The 15,609-nt window shown below is 48.5% G+C and carries 16 protein-coding genes; 7 read left to right on the top strand and 9 right to left on the bottom strand.

Translation table 11 applies throughout. The features are described 5' to 3' along the window. Nucleotides 1-7 precede the first annotated feature (7 nt). Together JMW05_RS07710 and JMW05_RS07705 are read left to right on the top strand one after the other, a co-directional pair. Nucleotides 8-1,165: a metal-dependent hydrolase gene (locus JMW05_RS07710; protein ID WP_201504731.1), complete on the top strand. Its 1,158-nt coding sequence runs from the start codon at nt 8-10 to the stop codon at nt 1,163-1,165. A gap of 221 nt (nt 1,166-1,386) precedes the next feature. Further along, entirely contained in the window at nt 1,387-2,010 is a 624-nt protein-coding gene (locus tag JMW05_RS07705) for an SLATT domain-containing protein (RefSeq protein WP_201504730.1), read from the top strand. 72 nt (nt 2,011-2,082) lie between these two features. On the opposite strand, the gene JMW05_RS07700 is transcribed toward JMW05_RS07705, so the two are convergent. From JMW05_RS07700 to JMW05_RS07690, 3 genes are all read right to left on the bottom strand, one after another. After that, nucleotides 2,083-2,487 (bottom strand): hypothetical protein, encoded by a 405-nt coding sequence (locus JMW05_RS07700; protein ID WP_201504729.1) that lies wholly within the window; start codon nt 2,485-2,487, stop codon nt 2,083-2,085. A 73-nt stretch (nt 2,488-2,560) separates the two neighbouring features. Beyond that, entirely contained in the window at nt 2,561-3,112 is a 552-nt protein-coding gene (locus JMW05_RS07695; protein WP_227691476.1) for a GNAT family N-acetyltransferase, read from the bottom strand. Nucleotides 3,113-3,315: 203 nt separating this feature from the next. Then, nucleotides 3,316-3,945: a superoxide dismutase gene (locus tag JMW05_RS07690; RefSeq protein WP_201504728.1), complete on the bottom strand. Its 630-nt coding sequence runs from the start codon at nt 3,943-3,945 to the stop codon at nt 3,316-3,318. A 369-nt stretch (nt 3,946-4,314) separates the two neighbouring features. On the opposite strand from JMW05_RS07690, the gene rdgB reads away from it, so the two are divergent. The 4 genes from rdgB (at nt 4,315) to clpX (ending at nt 9,009) form a co-directional block, all read left to right on the top strand. Further along, entirely contained in the window at nt 4,315-4,959 is a 645-nt protein-coding gene (gene rdgB / locus JMW05_RS07685; RefSeq protein ID WP_201504727.1) for an RdgB/HAM1 family non-canonical purine NTP pyrophosphatase, read from the top strand. A gap of 193 nt (nt 4,960-5,152) precedes the next feature. Then, nucleotides 5,153-6,490, top strand: a complete 1,338-nt coding sequence (gene tig / locus JMW05_RS07680; RefSeq protein WP_201504726.1) for a trigger factor — start codon at nt 5,153-5,155, stop codon at nt 6,488-6,490. A 477-nt stretch (nt 6,491-6,967) separates the two neighbouring features. Beyond that, nucleotides 6,968-7,591, top strand: a complete 624-nt coding sequence (clpP, locus tag JMW05_RS07675; RefSeq protein ID WP_201505569.1) for an ATP-dependent Clp endopeptidase proteolytic subunit ClpP — start codon at nt 6,968-6,970, stop codon at nt 7,589-7,591. 140 nt (nt 7,592-7,731) lie between these two features. After that, nucleotides 7,732-9,009 (top strand): ATP-dependent protease ATP-binding subunit ClpX, encoded by a 1,278-nt coding sequence (clpX, locus tag JMW05_RS07670; RefSeq protein ID WP_201504725.1) that lies wholly within the window; start codon nt 7,732-7,734, stop codon nt 9,007-9,009. 76 nt (nt 9,010-9,085) lie between these two features. Here the strand turns inward: clpX and JMW05_RS07665 are convergent, their stop codons facing one another. The 4 genes from JMW05_RS07665 to JMW05_RS07650 form a co-directional block, all read right to left on the bottom strand. Continuing rightward, the gene (locus tag JMW05_RS07665) at nt 9,086-10,165 is read right to left on the bottom strand and encodes a PTS transporter subunit IIC (RefSeq protein WP_201504724.1); all 1,080 of its coding nucleotides are present in this window, start codon (nt 10,163-10,165) and stop codon (nt 9,086-9,088) included. Between the two features lie 179 nt (nt 10,166-10,344). Beyond that, on the bottom strand, nt 10,345-11,148 hold the full coding sequence (locus JMW05_RS07660) for an SPOR domain-containing protein (protein ID WP_201504723.1): 804 nt from the start codon (nt 11,146-11,148) through the stop codon (nt 10,345-10,347). A gap of 130 nt (nt 11,149-11,278) precedes the next feature. Continuing rightward, the gene (locus JMW05_RS07655) at nt 11,279-13,111 is read right to left on the bottom strand and encodes an arginine--tRNA ligase (protein ID WP_201504722.1); all 1,833 of its coding nucleotides are present in this window, start codon (nt 13,109-13,111) and stop codon (nt 11,279-11,281) included. Between the two features lie 11 nt (nt 13,112-13,122). Continuing rightward, nucleotides 13,123-13,479 carry a hypothetical protein gene (locus JMW05_RS07650; protein WP_201504721.1) on the bottom strand — a complete coding sequence of 119 codons (357 nt, stop codon included), beginning with the start codon at nt 13,477-13,479 and terminating at the stop codon, nt 13,123-13,125. A gap of 12 nt (nt 13,480-13,491) precedes the next feature. Between JMW05_RS07650 and JMW05_RS07645 the strand changes: the two genes are divergently transcribed. Beyond that, nucleotides 13,492-13,710 (top strand): DUF2788 domain-containing protein, encoded by a 219-nt coding sequence (locus JMW05_RS07645; protein WP_201504720.1) that lies wholly within the window; start codon nt 13,492-13,494, stop codon nt 13,708-13,710. A 205-nt stretch (nt 13,711-13,915) separates the two neighbouring features. Here JMW05_RS07645 and cmoB read toward each other — a convergent pair whose 3' ends face one another. Beyond that, nucleotides 13,916-14,953, bottom strand: a complete 1,038-nt coding sequence (gene cmoB / locus JMW05_RS07640; protein WP_201504719.1) for a tRNA 5-methoxyuridine(34)/uridine 5-oxyacetic acid(34) synthase CmoB — start codon at nt 14,951-14,953, stop codon at nt 13,916-13,918. Between the two features lie 79 nt (nt 14,954-15,032). After that, the gene (locus JMW05_RS07635) at nt 15,033-15,587 is read right to left on the bottom strand and encodes a hypothetical protein (RefSeq protein WP_201504718.1); all 555 of its coding nucleotides are present in this window, start codon (nt 15,585-15,587) and stop codon (nt 15,033-15,035) included. Nucleotides 15,588-15,609: the final 22 nt, after the last annotated feature.

The raw sequence follows: 15,609 nt of genomic DNA, 5'->3' as shown, positions 1-15,609 counted from the left end.
GAGCGCTATGGATTCACTCAGTCAAATCGTCTTAGGTGCGAGTGTCCAAGGAGCAATACTTGGCAAATATCAGGGCCGCAAAGCCTACCTATACGGGGCGATACTGGGCACGCTGCCTGATTTGGATGTCCTGATTAGCTACCCCGACCCTATCAGCGACATGACCTACCATCGCAGCTTTAGTCATTCCTTATTTGTCCTGAGCGCATTAGGTATTGTCGGCGCTTGGCTCATTAGCCGCTATCATCGATGGCGCGATATGCCGCTGCCCTATTCAACGCGGCGCTTAGCACTCGCCATGACGTTGGTGTTGACCACTCATCCTATCTTGGACAGCTTTACCGTCTACGGCACGCAGCTATTTTGGCCGCTACAAGACCCGTTGCAGATAACCCCAATCAGTATTGCTTCCGTCTTTATCATTGATCCCTTCTATACCTTACCGCTACTGATAGCGGTAATCGTGGGCATTATAAAAGGGTGCAAACTTGCGGTATTCAAAGTAGGATTGCTGATGAACTGTCAGCGTCTTGCGGTTTGGATGCTGCTCCTCAGTAGTAGCTATTTACTGCTCGGCTTAGGATTAAAATACTATGCACAGTCGCAAGCTAAGCAAACTTTGGCAGCAGCTAATATCCATACGACGCGCATCAAAACCATGCCCGTCTTGCCGACGATACTCATGTGGCGTACCGTTGCCGAAGATAATGAGCATAGACTGATTGAACTCAGAGGCAGTGTCTTAGATAGCCGCTTGCCTGAATATCGCTACCTGATTCAGTACGACAACGCGCAGACGCTACGGGCAAACCTGCCAGCGCAAAGCCAACCTTACGCCCAGCGTCTTGACTGGTTCTCTGGTCACTGGACAGGGTATCGCGTCCAAATGCTACCCGCCGCTTCTACCACTGGCGATGCAGCCGAACAACTGATCGTTGATGACTTGCGTATGATGGCAGGTGACACGGCGTTCTTTAGTTTTGTGTTGGCAGATAAAGCCAATCAAAATGCGCAATGGCAAGCCATCACCCCGATAGACGCCCCTGTTATCAAGGTAGATAATGAGCCTACGTCGTCACGTTTTGAACTGATTCAGGAAGGCTTTGCACGGGTATTTGATGAGTCGATGGTAGATGGGGATAGTGGCTGGAAAGTGGTTGAATAAAGTTGGTTATTAATGGTGACAGAAATTGAGTTTTTAGAGTGAAGTCGATGTAGATACTTATTATAATATTGCGATGCTACGATGCTGCGATATTTATAGAAGCGCTTGAAAAGTTGGGGTTTTAGATGGTTTTATTTTTATAAAATAAATAAGTAAGACATTAATAAAATTACAGAACTAGTGTAAAATAATTTCAATAGCTCTGATAGAAGGGAAAAACTTTGAAAAAAGAAGATAGCTTCGATAATTTATATAAAAAAATAGATGCCACTTCAAAAACAAGATTCAATGCATCTGACCGTCTAAGGCTGCATAGCAAATTTTCAACCTATACAGTTGTGACCATATCCTTGGGTTTAATTCTCATATCTTTGATGCAAGCTTACAGTCTTGGGAAAAATATAAACAACGAATTAGTAACCTTAATTCAAATTTTCTCAACTATTGCAGTATTAGTTTATTCTCTTTTAATTGATAAAAATGATTACTCAAATTTAGCTGAAAAAATGTACTCTTGTGCAACACAGCTCGGCGAACTTAAACAAAAAATATATCCATTCCTAAATAAACTGCATGACCAGAATGCCTATGATAATTTTAGAGATTCATACTACAATATATTAAAACTATTTGAAACTCATTCGAAAAATTACTCTAGCAGTGATCACAAGAAGGCAAGACTTGCAATGCCTGAAAACTATAACATTAAAGGCTTGGAGTGGTGGCGTACTAACTTTGCTATATATTTTACACTTCTCCTAGATTTTCTGTCTTATATATTAGTCATAGCTATTTTGGCTCTAGTAATTTATTGGATTTGGTTCGGTTGGAATTCACCTTGGTAGATATAATATATTTCATCTTCGTATAAAAAAAGGACACCCACCGTGTCCTTTTTTCACATCACCCCATGCCCATCACATAGACTCAGGCACAGACACTGCTTTCATATACCAACCTGCACTCGCAAACAACAGCACCGCCAGCAGTACGCCAAACGCTTGTACTATAAACAGCGTTTGCCCCATCGGCTCTACCGAGTGCGGGAAGATATTGGTGATGCCTGCCATATACACCACGAAAAACTCCACCGCGAGTAACAGCAGTATCTTGCCGCGCATCAAATGACCGTCAATCCCCGCGAACAGCTGCCAAATGCTCAGCAGCCCAAGGGTCATCAAAAACACATTAAACAGCGTCATCACCATCGGTGAATAATCAGGCAGCGCCCGCATCCCGACCAAGTTGCTAAATATCACAAAGCACAAATTGATGACCGAGAGTGTCAATATGGCAAGTACTGCGATGCGTGCTTTATTCACCGTGCCCTCGTCTTATTCTCATTATTGATAATGCGCATTATAGCGCTGGCGGGATTATTTTTGCCGATACCCGTTAGCTTGCAGCGTCACGCTTTGCCTGCCATTCCTTTTTTAAGATGGCATATTGCAAGGTGTCTTCATACTTTGGCGTGCCGTCTGCATTTTTAATAAACGAGATAAACTCCACAAAGTGCCCTTCTTTACGCATACCCAAGCGCTCGCAGAGCTTTTGTGAGGCAACATTGTCCACTTCGACATACGCATAGACGCGTCTGGCATCGTCTTTGTCAAACAAATAATCAATAAACGCCTGCGCGCTCTCGCTGGCGTAGCCTTTGCCATGAAACTGCGCATTAAAGTTCCAACCAACAGAATAGGTGTCGGGCTCTTCTTTGACGTAGAATATCTCGCCAATCACTTTGCCCGTCTCATTCAGACACACGGCGAGATAGTCGCCTTCGTCTTTTTGTCGTTTGGCGATTTTTGCTACGGCTGCCTCTATCGAGGTGACTTTATCGCCTGCAAAACAGCTGGGTATGGGACTGGACAGATACTCGAGCAGGTCGGCAGCATCGTCGGCGGTAAAGGGGCGCAGGTTTAAACGCGGTGTTTGTAAGGTTATCATTATATTGTCTCGTTATTTGTTATGGTCGCTTTTGCGGCATGTGTATTGGCAAAAGACACCGCTATCTTACCTTGATGGCGGTTATCAGCACATGGGTTTTTTATTATCTTTCTTATCAAAGCATCACTTTTTAAACCAAATTAAACCAAAAAAAAAGAGCACCCAAAGGCGCTCTTTTTTGTATCAAAACTTAAGCGTAAAGATTACTCTTCAACGCCTGCGTCTTGACCTTTGTATTTTGCGTTTGCGTAGTCCCAGTTTACGAGCTTGTCTAGGAAGGTATCTACGTAGTCAGGACGACGGTTGCGGTAGTCGATGTAGTACGCATGTTCCCATACGTCACAAGTCAATACAGCTACTTGGTCGTGTGCAAGTGGGGTGTCTGCGTTGCCCGTCTTAGCGATAGACAGTTTGCCACCGACTTTGTCAGCGACCAGCCATGCCCAGCCTGAACCGAACTGTGAGGTTGCTGCGTTTTTGAACTCTTCACGGAACTTGTCATAGCTGCCGAAATCTTCTTCGATTTTTGCTTTTAGGTCACCTGTTGGCTCGCCGCCGCCATTTTTTGGCGTCATGCAGTTCCAATAGAAGGTGTGGTTCCAAACCTGAGCGGCTTGGTTAAACATGGTTTGCTTGCTGTCATCTTTTGCAGTGGCTTTGATGATTTCAGGTAGGGTCTTGTCTTCTAGACCTGAGCCTGGTAGCAATTCGTTTAGCTTGTTGACATACGCTGCGTGGTGCTTGTCATGATGGTATTCTAGTGTTTCTGCGCTGATGTGTGGCTCTAGCGCGTCTTTTGCGTATGGTAGTTCTGGCAATGTGATGGTAGACATAATTATTGTATCCTTGCTGGTTTAGTTATAAAAAAATGTCCGCTCTGGTAATGCTGCCGCCGCATCTGTAACCGATACCGCGCAACAAAAAAGCCAAAAGCAGCGAACTAAATTGGCTAAGTGGTTATAGGTGAATGATAATTCTTATATACTGTGCGTTGGCTAGCCAAGCATAAAACGTCCCTAAAAATAAATACAATGCGCAAATATCTGCATTGTTAATTTTTAGTGTACAACTCATAAGCTACCATTCACTATAGCTTGAATGCTATTATAGCAACCGTCGCAGATAATATCCGTTACCGAATGTTATGTCCATCCTCAAATGGCCATCCCTATCTATGGTGACGCCAGTACGAGAGTCTTATCATGAATCATCCTGCCCCTACTTCTACTGACCAGCCTGCCCAATGGGTGCTTGCGAGCAACAATAAAGGCAAACTTGCCGAGTTTCAGCGGCTGTTTGCTAGCGCGCACTTGAGCGTTGATGTCGTGCCGCAAGGCGAGCTGGGCATTGATGATGCCATTGAAGATGGCAAAAGCTTTATTGAAAATGCGCTGATTAAAGCCCGTCATGCCAGCCGTATCAGTGGCTTGCCCGCCATCGCTGATGATTCTGGGCTGTGCGTGCCCGCGCTTGGCGGCGCACCTGGCATCCATTCGGCGCGCTATGCAGGCGAGCATGGCAACGATAGCAAAAACAACGCCAAACTGATTGAGACGCTCGCGCCCATACGCCAAGCCGACCCTGAGCACCCGATTGAAGGGCTGTTCGTCTGTGTCCTTGTGATGGTGCGTCATGCTGATGACCCCTTACCGCTTATCGCCCAAGGCTTATGGCGCGGCGAAATCTTGGACGCGCCTATCGGTGACGGCGGATTTGGCTACGACCCGCTGTTTTGGCTGCCCAGCCTGCAAACCAGCGCCGCCCAGCTGAGCGCCGTGGACAAAAACGACATCAGCCATCGCGGTAAAGCCATTCGTAAACTGCTCACGCAGCTGCCCAGCTTATAACGCTCTTTGGCAGTACGATAAGCAGCGCAATGCCTACGGATAGATGGCTTTTACTTTGATTGGCAGATAGATTATACTTATCTACTTTTAAAATTTAATAAAATACCCCATTCATTCCATGGCAATCGCCCGCAGCCAAGCGGTTTTTTTGTGCGCGGTTGTCCATTATTTCAATCCTAAAGGTGTAATTAACATGGCTACAGATTTACAAGTAACCACCAACAAGCTGTCAAACAAAGAAACACAGCTGACTGTCAAAGTTCCTGTAGAAAAAATCCAGCAGAAAGTCGACGGTCGTATCCGCCAAGTGGCAAAAACTGCCAAAATCGACGGCTTCCGTAAAGGCAACGTTCCTGTATCGCACATCCGCGCACAGTACGGCGCTGGCATCCAGCAAGAAGTCATCAACGATGTGATTCGTGACACCGTATTCGAAGCCATCAAAGCGGAAGACATCCGCGCGGTTGGCATGCCAAACATCGATGATGTGAAACTAGAAGACGACTTCTTGGTCTATCAAGCGACCGTTGAAATCTTCCCAGAAGTAGATGTACAAGGCATTGACGAGATCGAAATCGAGCGTCAAACCGCAAGTGTTAACGATGACGACGTTGACACCATGATTGAGAACCTACAAAAGCAGCGCGAAGAGTTCGTTGAAAAACGCGGTAAAGCCGACAAAGGCAACCAAGTGATTTTTGACTTCGAAGGCTCAATCGACGGCGAAAAATTTGAAGGCGGCTCAGCAGAAGACTTCAAACTGATTATCGGCAGCAACCAAATGATTCCAGGCTTTGAAGCGGGCATCAAAGGTATGAAAGCGGGTGAAGAAAAAGTCATCGACGTGACCTTCCCAGAAGACTACCAAGCAGAAGAGCTTGCTGGTAAAGAAGCACAGTTCAAAATCAACGTGAAAAAAGTTGAAAAATCAAAACTGCCAGAAATCAACGACGAGTTCCTAGAGCTGTTCGGCGTGAAAGAAGGCGGCGTTGACAAACTAAAAGAAGACGTGCGTAAAAACATGGAACGCGAAATCAAAAACGCTGCGCGTAGCCAAGTAAAACAAGCCGCTTTTGACGCACTGCTAGAAAAGAACGAATTTGACGTACCAAGCGCGATGCTAGAGCAAGAAATTGAGCGTCAGCGTAACATGATGATGCAGCGTTTTGCGCAGCAGTTCGGCGCAGGCGCAGACAGCTTTAACAAAGACATGCTGCCAAACGAATTGTTCGAAGACCAAGCCCTACGTGCAGCGCGTCTAGGCATCATCGTCGCACGTCTAATCGACACCCAAGGTCTTGAAGTGGATCAAGAGCGTGTTGAGCGCTTTATCCAAGAAGCCGCTGAAAACTACGAAGACCCAGCTGAGGTCATCGAATACTACACCAATGACAAGCAACAACGTGCGAACATTGAGTCTGTAGTACTAGAAGACCAAGTGGTTGATTACATCATCGCCCAAGGCAAAGTGACTGACAAAGAAGTCAGCTATCAAGACCTATTGGCATCACAGCAGCAGCAAGGCATGTAATTTTTGCTTTTTTGCCGTCTTGATGACCCAAAAATGCCCTAACACCATGTTGGGGCATTTTTGTTTTGGCTTTGTGTCACCAGCTCTTGATAAATGCAGGCAAACGCCTTATTAATAGGAGACGTTTTTTTAATGTTCGTAAGCTTGCGCTGGTGTCTTATGTTTAGGCTGATGCGTTATCGTATGCGCTGGGTAGGCTGAGGCGACACGCTTGGCACAGACCGCCATGATGACCGCGAGCAATGCGTGCAGGCACGGCGTGGACAGTGATTGCCGCAAACGGACGCTTATGATGAAATGCGGTTATCGTAACGTATTCTTATAACAACCCATGTAAAACAGACCACCTCTTTTTCATCATCACCACACAAGCACTTGCGTCGATGATGACTTTTTTTTGCGAATTATATTGAGATATAGGAAGTATTTATGACAGATTATGACCGTATTACTGCCAATCCGCATTTTGATACGCTAATGAGCGCCCACCAAGACGCCGCTGCGCAAAATGCCCTTGTACCGATGGTGGTAGAGCAGTCCTCACGTGGCGAGCGCTCGTTTGATATTTTCTCGCGCCTATTGCGTGAGCGTGTGATTTTCTTGACCGGTCAAGTTGAAGACAACATGGCGAACTTGATTGTCGCGCAAATGCTGTTTTTGGAAGCAGAAAACCCAGACAAAGACATCCACCTGTACATCAACTCGCCAGGTGGCGTGGTGACCGCAGGCATGGCGATTTATGACACCATGAACTTTATTAAGCCTGACGTATCGACCATTTGCATGGGTCAAGCGGCATCTATGGGCTCGTTCTTGCTGTCAGCGGGCGCAAAAGGCAAACGCTATGCGCTAGCGAACTCTCGCGTGATGATTCACCAGCCCCTTGGCGGTTTCCGTGGTCAGGCATCCGACATCGAGATTCACGCGCGCGAAATCATTGAGCTAAAAGCCAAGCTAAACCGCTTGTTGTCAGAGCACACAGGTCAGCCTGTTGAGCGTCTAGAAAAAGACACCGACCGCGACAACTTTATGAGCGCGGCGGCGGCAAAAGATTACGGTCTTGTCGATGAGGTATTGGAGCGTCGTCCAGCAGCCCTATAAGCCTGCGACCTTGGCGCTACTTGGCACGCTCTAGGGGCGTGCCGATGGCGCTTGTACCGACACCCATTGATTTGCTTGCTTGGATAGTGACAAAGCATCAGCAATAAGACGAAAGCCGATTATTTTAGGAGTACCACTCTATGGCAGATAACCATCAGCCGCATTGCTCGTTCTGCGGTAAAGCCAAAGATGAAGTCAAACAGTTGATAGGCGCAGAAGACGCCAATATTTGTAATGAATGTATTGAGCTGTGCACCGATTTGCTTGCCGATGGCAGCATCACCGACAGTGACGACGATGACAGCATGGATACCTCGTGGGTCAATAAAAAACTGCCCACGCCAAAAGCCTTGCGCGCGCACCTTGATGAGTACGTCATCGGTCAAGAAGCTGCCAAAAAAGCGCTGGCGGTTGCGGTATACAACCACTACAAGCGTCTGAAAGTCAGCCAAACGCTGGCAAAAGACAAAAAACAAGCCAAAATCGGCGCAGATGACGCGATGGTTGAGCTGGCAAAAAGTAATATCCTGCTGATTGGTCCGACAGGTTCAGGCAAAACCTTGCTCGCGCAAACCTTAGCGCGCCTACTGGATGTGCCCTTTGCCATGGCGGATGCCACTACCTTGACCGAAGCAGGCTATGTCGGTGAAGACGTGGAAAACATCGTACAAAAGCTGCTGCAAGCCTCAGACTATGACGTGAGCAAAGCCGAGCAAGGCATCATCTATATTGATGAGATTGATAAAATCAGTAAAAAAGGCGACAACCCGTCCATCACCCGTGACGTATCGGGCGAAGGCGTACAGCAAGCCTTGCTTAAACTGATTGAAGGCACGGTCGCAGCGATTCCACCGCATGGCGGTCGCAAGCACCCACAGCAAGAGCTGATTCAGGTCGATACCAGCAATATCTTGATTATCGTAGGCGGCGCGTTTGCAGGCTTAGAAAAAGTCATTCAGCAGCGTACTGAGAAAGGCGGCATTGGCTTTAATGCTGAAGTCAGCTCAAAAAACGACAGCCGCCGCAGCTCTGATTTGCTGCAAGAAGTACAGCCCGAAGACTTGATTAAGTTTGGTCTGATTCCAGAGCTTATCGGTCGTCTGCCGGTCATCGCAGCGCTCGAAGAGCTGGACGAAGCGGCACTGGTACAAATCTTGACCGAGCCTAAGAATGCTTTGGTCAAACAGTACGAGTACTTGTTCGATATGGAAGGCGCGAAAATCACCTTCACCGAGGCCGCGCTTGTTGCTATCGCCAAACGCGCGGTTGAGCGTAAAACAGGCGCACGTGGTCTGCGCTCTATCGTTGAAAATGCCCTTCTTGATACCATGTACGAGCTGCCCTCAATGGAAGGCGCAACCTCGGTCACGGTCGATGAAGACGTGATTAACACCGGCAGCGCGCCAAAGATTGTGTAAACCGTCTTTCGCATTGCCCAATAAAAAGTCCAGCCTGAGCGCTGGACTTTTTTTGCGTATTACTTGTGCCAAGCAGTTAAGGCAGCTTCATATCACCATCAACGATCAGCCCCGCACGGCGCATGATAAACGCGGTTCCCCATGCAATGAGCGCAGGCAAGACGAACATCAATAAGATAATCGCCGTCCACATTTGCGCAGGCGGCATGATGTCTTTGGACGCTTCTAACACACCGAACACACCGACCAGCCCTGCCGTGCCCATCCCCGCGCCCGTCGCCGTACACGCCAGCCCAAAGCCCACCGTAGCGATTGGACCGACCACGGCACTGGCAACCACTGCGGGCAGTAGAATAATGGGCTTTTTAAGCACATTGGGAATCTGTAGCATGCTCGTGCCCAGCCCTTGCGAGATAACGCCGCTCATGCCGTTGTCTTTATAGCTGGCGGCGGCAAAGCCAATCATGTGCGCCGCACAGCCCACGACCGCTGCGCCGCCAGCCACACCGCCCAAACCAATGGCGATACAAATCGCCGCGCTGGATGTCGGCATGGTTAGTAAAATACCGACCACCACCGCAATCACGATGCCCATAAGAAGTGGCTGGAGTGTGGTCGCCGCATGAATGCCCTGCCCGATGGCATTGACTGCCGCCACCACAGGCGGATTGAGCCACGCGCAGACCGCGAGCGCCACCACACAGACCACCAGCGGGATGAGCAAAATATCCAATTTGGTCTTGCCTGCCACCAGTGTCCCTGCGCGATACGCAAAAACCGCGCTCAGATATGCGCCAATCGGATTGCCAGGCACGGCGGTAAAGGTCGCAGGCGCACCCTCAACAGGGGTGAACAGCGTGCCTGCCATCAACGCTTCAGAGTGCGCGCCCAGCATCCCCGCTACCAAGCAACTGAGCATCACCAGTGTCGGCGCTTTAAGATAATAGGCGATACCCACACCGATACCCGCGCCCATTAATATGGAAGCGAGCTTGCCAATCGCCATCAATGCAGGCAGCTGCAAAAAGTTGCCTATCTGCGAGATAATCAGACCTGCAATCAGGGTGACGAACAAGCCAAGCGCCATCCCTGTAAAGGCATCGATAAAGTATTTGTGAAAAAAGGCTTTGAGCCTACTTTGTGAGGTGTTGTCCATAACGCATCCCTAATAACCCAATCAAAACACCCGCCCTACTGACAGCGGGCATATATTGTAGCGCTAAAAAAAGCGCCATAACCAGACGCTTTTTTTATTTTATTCATCGGCTTATATTCTGCTACAACGTACCGTCATTGAGCAGGTGGGCACGCTATGGCTTTGCTTAGCCTAGCCCATCAGCGGCGCTGCTCAACGATGATGGAATCAATGCCATTGTTTTGTAGGCTTTGCTGCGCGCGGCTGACCGCTTGGCGGCTGTTCATGGTGCGCGAGATGACTTGATAAATCGGCTCACCGTTTGCCGTGGTGTTTTTAATCACTTTGGCATCGACGCCCGCCATCAATACTTGCGCACGGCGGCGGTCGGCTTCATCAGCATTACTAAAGCTGTTGATTTGCAAGATATAGGTCGTGCCGCCTGCGCTTTGTACGCTGGCGCGTCCTGCATTGCCATTGCCGTTACCATTGTTGCTGTTGGCATTACCATTGCCGTTGTTGCTCGGCGCGCTCGGCGCATCGTAAGTCGCGTCTTCTTCAACGACGGTGATTTGACCGTCATCACCGCTGCCTGCCGCATTGGTGCCGCTTGGCTCGATGGTGGTGGTTTCCGACACACCAAAGTTGCCACTGTCTACAGGCGGCTCGGTCACGACCACATCAGGCTCAAAGCCATTGTCGCCGACTTGTGCTTGACTGCCATCGCCAAACTCTTCATCAGGGATGGCGACCATTTCTTGATTGGGCAAAATGTCGTAAAACTCGTAGTCTTCATTGTCCGTGTCGGTGTTGACTCGCGGCTGTACTTGTCTGTCGGTGTCATTGGCATTGTCTGGCGACTTGTTAAAGTCGAACAGTGGCGATAGGTACAAAAATACGCCAATCATCAACGTCAATACCGCACCCACGAACATCCATAATAAGCCTGCGACACTGCTACGCTCGCGTTTGGTGGTCGCGCCTTTAGGTTTTTTGGCTAACATGGATTTTTTCTCCTTACCAATAGATGGTCGTTATCCGTAATGACAGCGGATAGCTGTCCAAACTTATCGCAACAAGGCGCATGCGCACGCTATGCTGGCAGGCTGCCTTGATGCAAAACGGTCTTGTTGCTTACATGCTGCTTGGCGCAGACAAGCCGAGCAGCTCAAGCCCATTCACCAATACTTGCTGCACCGCTTTTGACAGACGCAGACGCGCTTGCATCAGTGCCATTTCGTCCGCACTTGGCGCGTCCCCTGAAGTGACGCTGACAGGCAAGATGCGGTTGCTGTCGTACCAGCCGTGGAATAAGGCGGCAAGCTCTTTTAGATAGTTGGTCAAGACGTGCGTCTCATAGCCTGTGGCAGCGCGGCGCAAGGTCGCTGGATAGGCAGCAAGTAGCTTTAACAGCTCATCTTCGCTCGGCGCATCAAGCAGCTGCTCGTACTCAGCACCCGCCGCATCATCGACCGACAGACCGAGGCTCGCCAGCTTTTCTAATACGCGGCATGCACGGGCGTGTGCGTACTGAATGTAGTACACCAAGTTGTCTTTGCTTTGTGATTTTGCCAATTCCAAGTCAAAGTCCACATGGACTTCAGGCTTACGCGCCACATAATAAAAACGCGCCGCATCGTTGCCGACTTCGTCACGTAGCTCACGCAGGGTAACGAACTGACCTGAACGCGATGACATCTGCACTTTTTCGCTGCCACGCCATAGCGCGACGAACTGCACCAATACCACATCCAAGCGCTCAGCGTCGATACCGAGCGCCGTCAATGCCGCCTGTACGCGAGGCACGTAGCCGTGATGGTCAGCGCCCCAGACGTTGACCACTTTATCAAACCCGCGGTCAAACTTGTTTTTATGATAGGCGATGTCTGAGGCAAAGTACGTGCTCTGACCATTGGCACGGCGTACCACACGGTCTTTTTCATCGCCAAAATCAGTCGACTTAAACCAGATGTTGCCATCTTTTTCGTACAGATAGCCTTTGTCCTCAAGCACTTGCAAGGCAGGCTCAATCTCAGCTTCGATAGACTTTTCACTAAACCAGCGCTCATAGCTGACGCCAAAGTCATTTAAGTCGTCTTTGATGTCTGCCAAGATGCTGGTCAATGCCGCGTTTAAAAACAGCGCGTAGCCGTCCGCGCCCAGAAGCGCTTTACTACCCGCAATCAATCCATCAATGTGCGCTTCTTTATCACCTGACAGCAATACTTTTTCGCCCGCGTCATTGATATCGAATGTCGCATCTTCAGGCACGTCCGCTGCGATACTGGCAAACGGATGCACATAGTCTGTGCCGTGCTGTGCTTTGACGCTCTCGGCGATGTCGCGTACGTAGTCGCCTTGGTAGCCGTTGGTTGGGAAAGTGACGCGCTCGCCGTTCAATTCCAAATAGCGCAAATAAGTGCTGGTCGCCAAAATATCCATCTGACGCCCTGCGTCATTGACGTAATATTCACGCGTCACATCATAGCCAACCGCTTCGAGCAAGTTTGCCACGCTCATACCGAACGCTGCGCCGCGACCGTGTCCCACGTGTAGGCTGGAGGTTGGGTTTGCAGAGACGAACTCGACCTGCACCTTTTGCCCTTTAAACTCATCACTGAGGCCAAAGCGTTCTTGCTGCGCAAAAATATCGCTCAACACCGCAAACTTAGCATCCGCGTTTAAAAAGACATTGATAAAGCCTGGACCTGCGATGTCCACTTGGCGCACGTCTTTATTCTCAGGCAGCGCGCTTACGATACGCTCGGCGAGGGCGCGCGGGTTGGTCTTTGCCGCTTTTGCTGCCACTAAGGCGATGTTGCTGGCAAAGTCACCGTGACTGGCGTCTTTTGTGCGGGTAATTTGACTGTTGTTTTGCCAATCGCTCGGCAAAGTGCCGTCCGCTTTTAGCGTATCGGCAGCGGTATCAAACAGTGCGGCTAAGGTATCGATTTGCGCTTGTGACATAAAGGATGCACTCAAATTAAAAATAAAAACAGCTGACAGCCAAGAAACCCATAGGAACCGCCGTCAAGCAAAATCAAAAAAAACAGATAACCTGTAAATATAACAATCTTTACCCGCAATTGCATCATTTCACCAAAAAATAGCTGCGGCGACTGTGTGTTAATGATGGATTTTTTTGATGATGAGCAACCGATTTTGGCAGCCTTGGATGATGCTGACAGAGCATCTAGCACAGATTGTCGTATTCCTGTGCCACCTTGCCGTTGACCGTTTATAGCGCGGCGTATCTGACGTATAATACGCCCTACTTGCGCGCCTACCGCCGAGCGATACGACGTTGATTTAGGGGCGCTTTTATCTTTTATCAATAGGATGACGCTATGTTTGCGATTGCAGCCAGCACCATTACCGATTGGGGGCTTTATATTTTATTGCCCATCTTTATTACCTTTTTGTTTTTTATCATGTGGGACATCTCCAAAAAGTCTGAAGCAGGACACGCAGGCACGTTTTGGATTTTCTTAGCCTTGGGCGCAGGCTCGGTTGGCTTTTTGATTAAGCTACTGATGGAAGTCGCGTTTGAAAAATGGTTTATATAATCTGCCACGGTTGATAATGGCTCTGTTTTTTATAGGATCAAGTTAATTTAAAAACAGTACAGCGAGATTAAAGACTATTTTTCGCAGCAGCAAAAGACGAAGTTACAGCAAGCAAGAAAAATAGTGTTTAATCGGGCGTGTGTCTTACGCTATATCCATTTTATCTAAGTTATACGATATTCAGTGTTCTGCACTTTTTTATAGCTTAAGCGCGTTTGGCGACCAAGGTTGCGCGCATGGGCGCAGGATAGCCCTCAACGGTTTTGGTCGGGTCATTGGGGTCTAAGAAGTCTGTCAACGAATGGTAGGTCATCCAGTCGGTCTGTCGTTGCTCCTCAGTGGAGGTGACCGCAACGTCAACGCAGCGCACATCCGAGAAGCCTACTTTTTTTAGCCAGCCTGTCAGTGCGGCGACAGACGGTAAAAAATACACATTGTTCATCTGCGCATAACGATCATGGGGCACCAATACCGTATTGGCATCGCCTTCGACCACCAAGGTTTCGAGCACCAGCTCGCCGCCTTTGACCAGTTGTCCTCTGAGCTGCTGCAAATGCTCAAACGGCGAGGCGCGGTGATACAGCACGCCCATGCTAAACACGGTATCGAACAATTGGCTGTGCTCAGGTAAGGCTTCAAGCGGCACAGGAATATAATGCGTGCGGTAGCGACCCGTCTCATGCGCATCTGCCGCGCCGACAAAATGACGTATCGCCATAAACTGATGGTAAAACAAACACGACGGGTCAATGATAATCACCGTATCAGCCCCCGCCCCAGCCATACGCCAGCCGTGATAACCTGAGCCGCCGCCCACGTCTAATACGCGGCGACCATCCAGCCTGCTCAAATGCGGCGCAACCCGCTGCCACTTCCAATCGCTGCGCCACTCGGTGTCGATGGTGATGCCTGTCTCATCATCCCCAATCTGAAACGGTCCTTTGCGCCACGGCATGAGTTGCTTTAATAACGCTGTCGTTTGTTTATGCTGAGACTGATTAAGACTTGTATCAACCGTTAATGTATCACTACTCAGATCGACACGATTGACCGCCAACTTTGGTAAACGTGCTACTGACGCTTGGTAAGCTGGTGCGTGCGCGTAGTTGGCTTTGTCTTTGATGTGCGCAAGCCAATGCGGCAGGCGCGCCAGCCACTCATTGACCGATGGGCGCTGCTCTGACCATGCCAATAGCGTCAAATACAGCTCACGCTCAGCGCGGGTGATGGTGTCTTGTGTCATAAAAAAAACCGTCTGCTTAATCAAAAAAGGTCAATAAAGTTAAAAAATTAAATGAATAAAAAAGAATTTTTTTAGACCATTATGCTTTACCCTGCACAATTTCCGATTCACTACGAAAATCATCATATTCAAAAATACCGTAGCCATTGTCCTGACCTTTGAAGACAATTTTGCCGTCCTCTAACCAACGTATGACATTCTTTGCATCATCAACAATATCAGGATAAAACTTATCAATAATACTGGCACAGCCGTCGACCAAGCTAACTGGGTGAGAGCAATCTACCAAGCATAAGCCATAAATTAATCCTAACTTTTGAAGAAACTCATAACCGTGACAATATAGCTCGTACATTTCCCGAGTCGCATGACTACAATTTTCATCTCTATCAATGATTGAGTTCAAATATTCTGTTATTCGTTCAGCTTCAAATTTATAAAAGTGGACATATTTCGCAAAACTATCATAAAACTCATATTCAGAACTATAATCAAATGAAATCAACTCAAGATACAAATCAGGGTTGCTAGACTCTAATACTTTGTCTTCATATAGCCATTGCTCAAATGACCTTAAGTTTATTTTCCCTATCAGCACTTGATGAATCTGTTTTTCAGCAATGAACGGAATCATAGTGATGCCTTATTGTTTTTCA

Source organism: Psychrobacter aestuarii, from assembly GCF_904846035.1.
Classification (GTDB): Bacteria; Pseudomonadota; Gammaproteobacteria; order Pseudomonadales; family Moraxellaceae; genus Psychrobacter; species Psychrobacter aestuarii.
The sequence above is the reverse complement of the archived record's forward strand: the minus strand, read 5'-3'. Positions and strand labels throughout refer to the sequence as shown.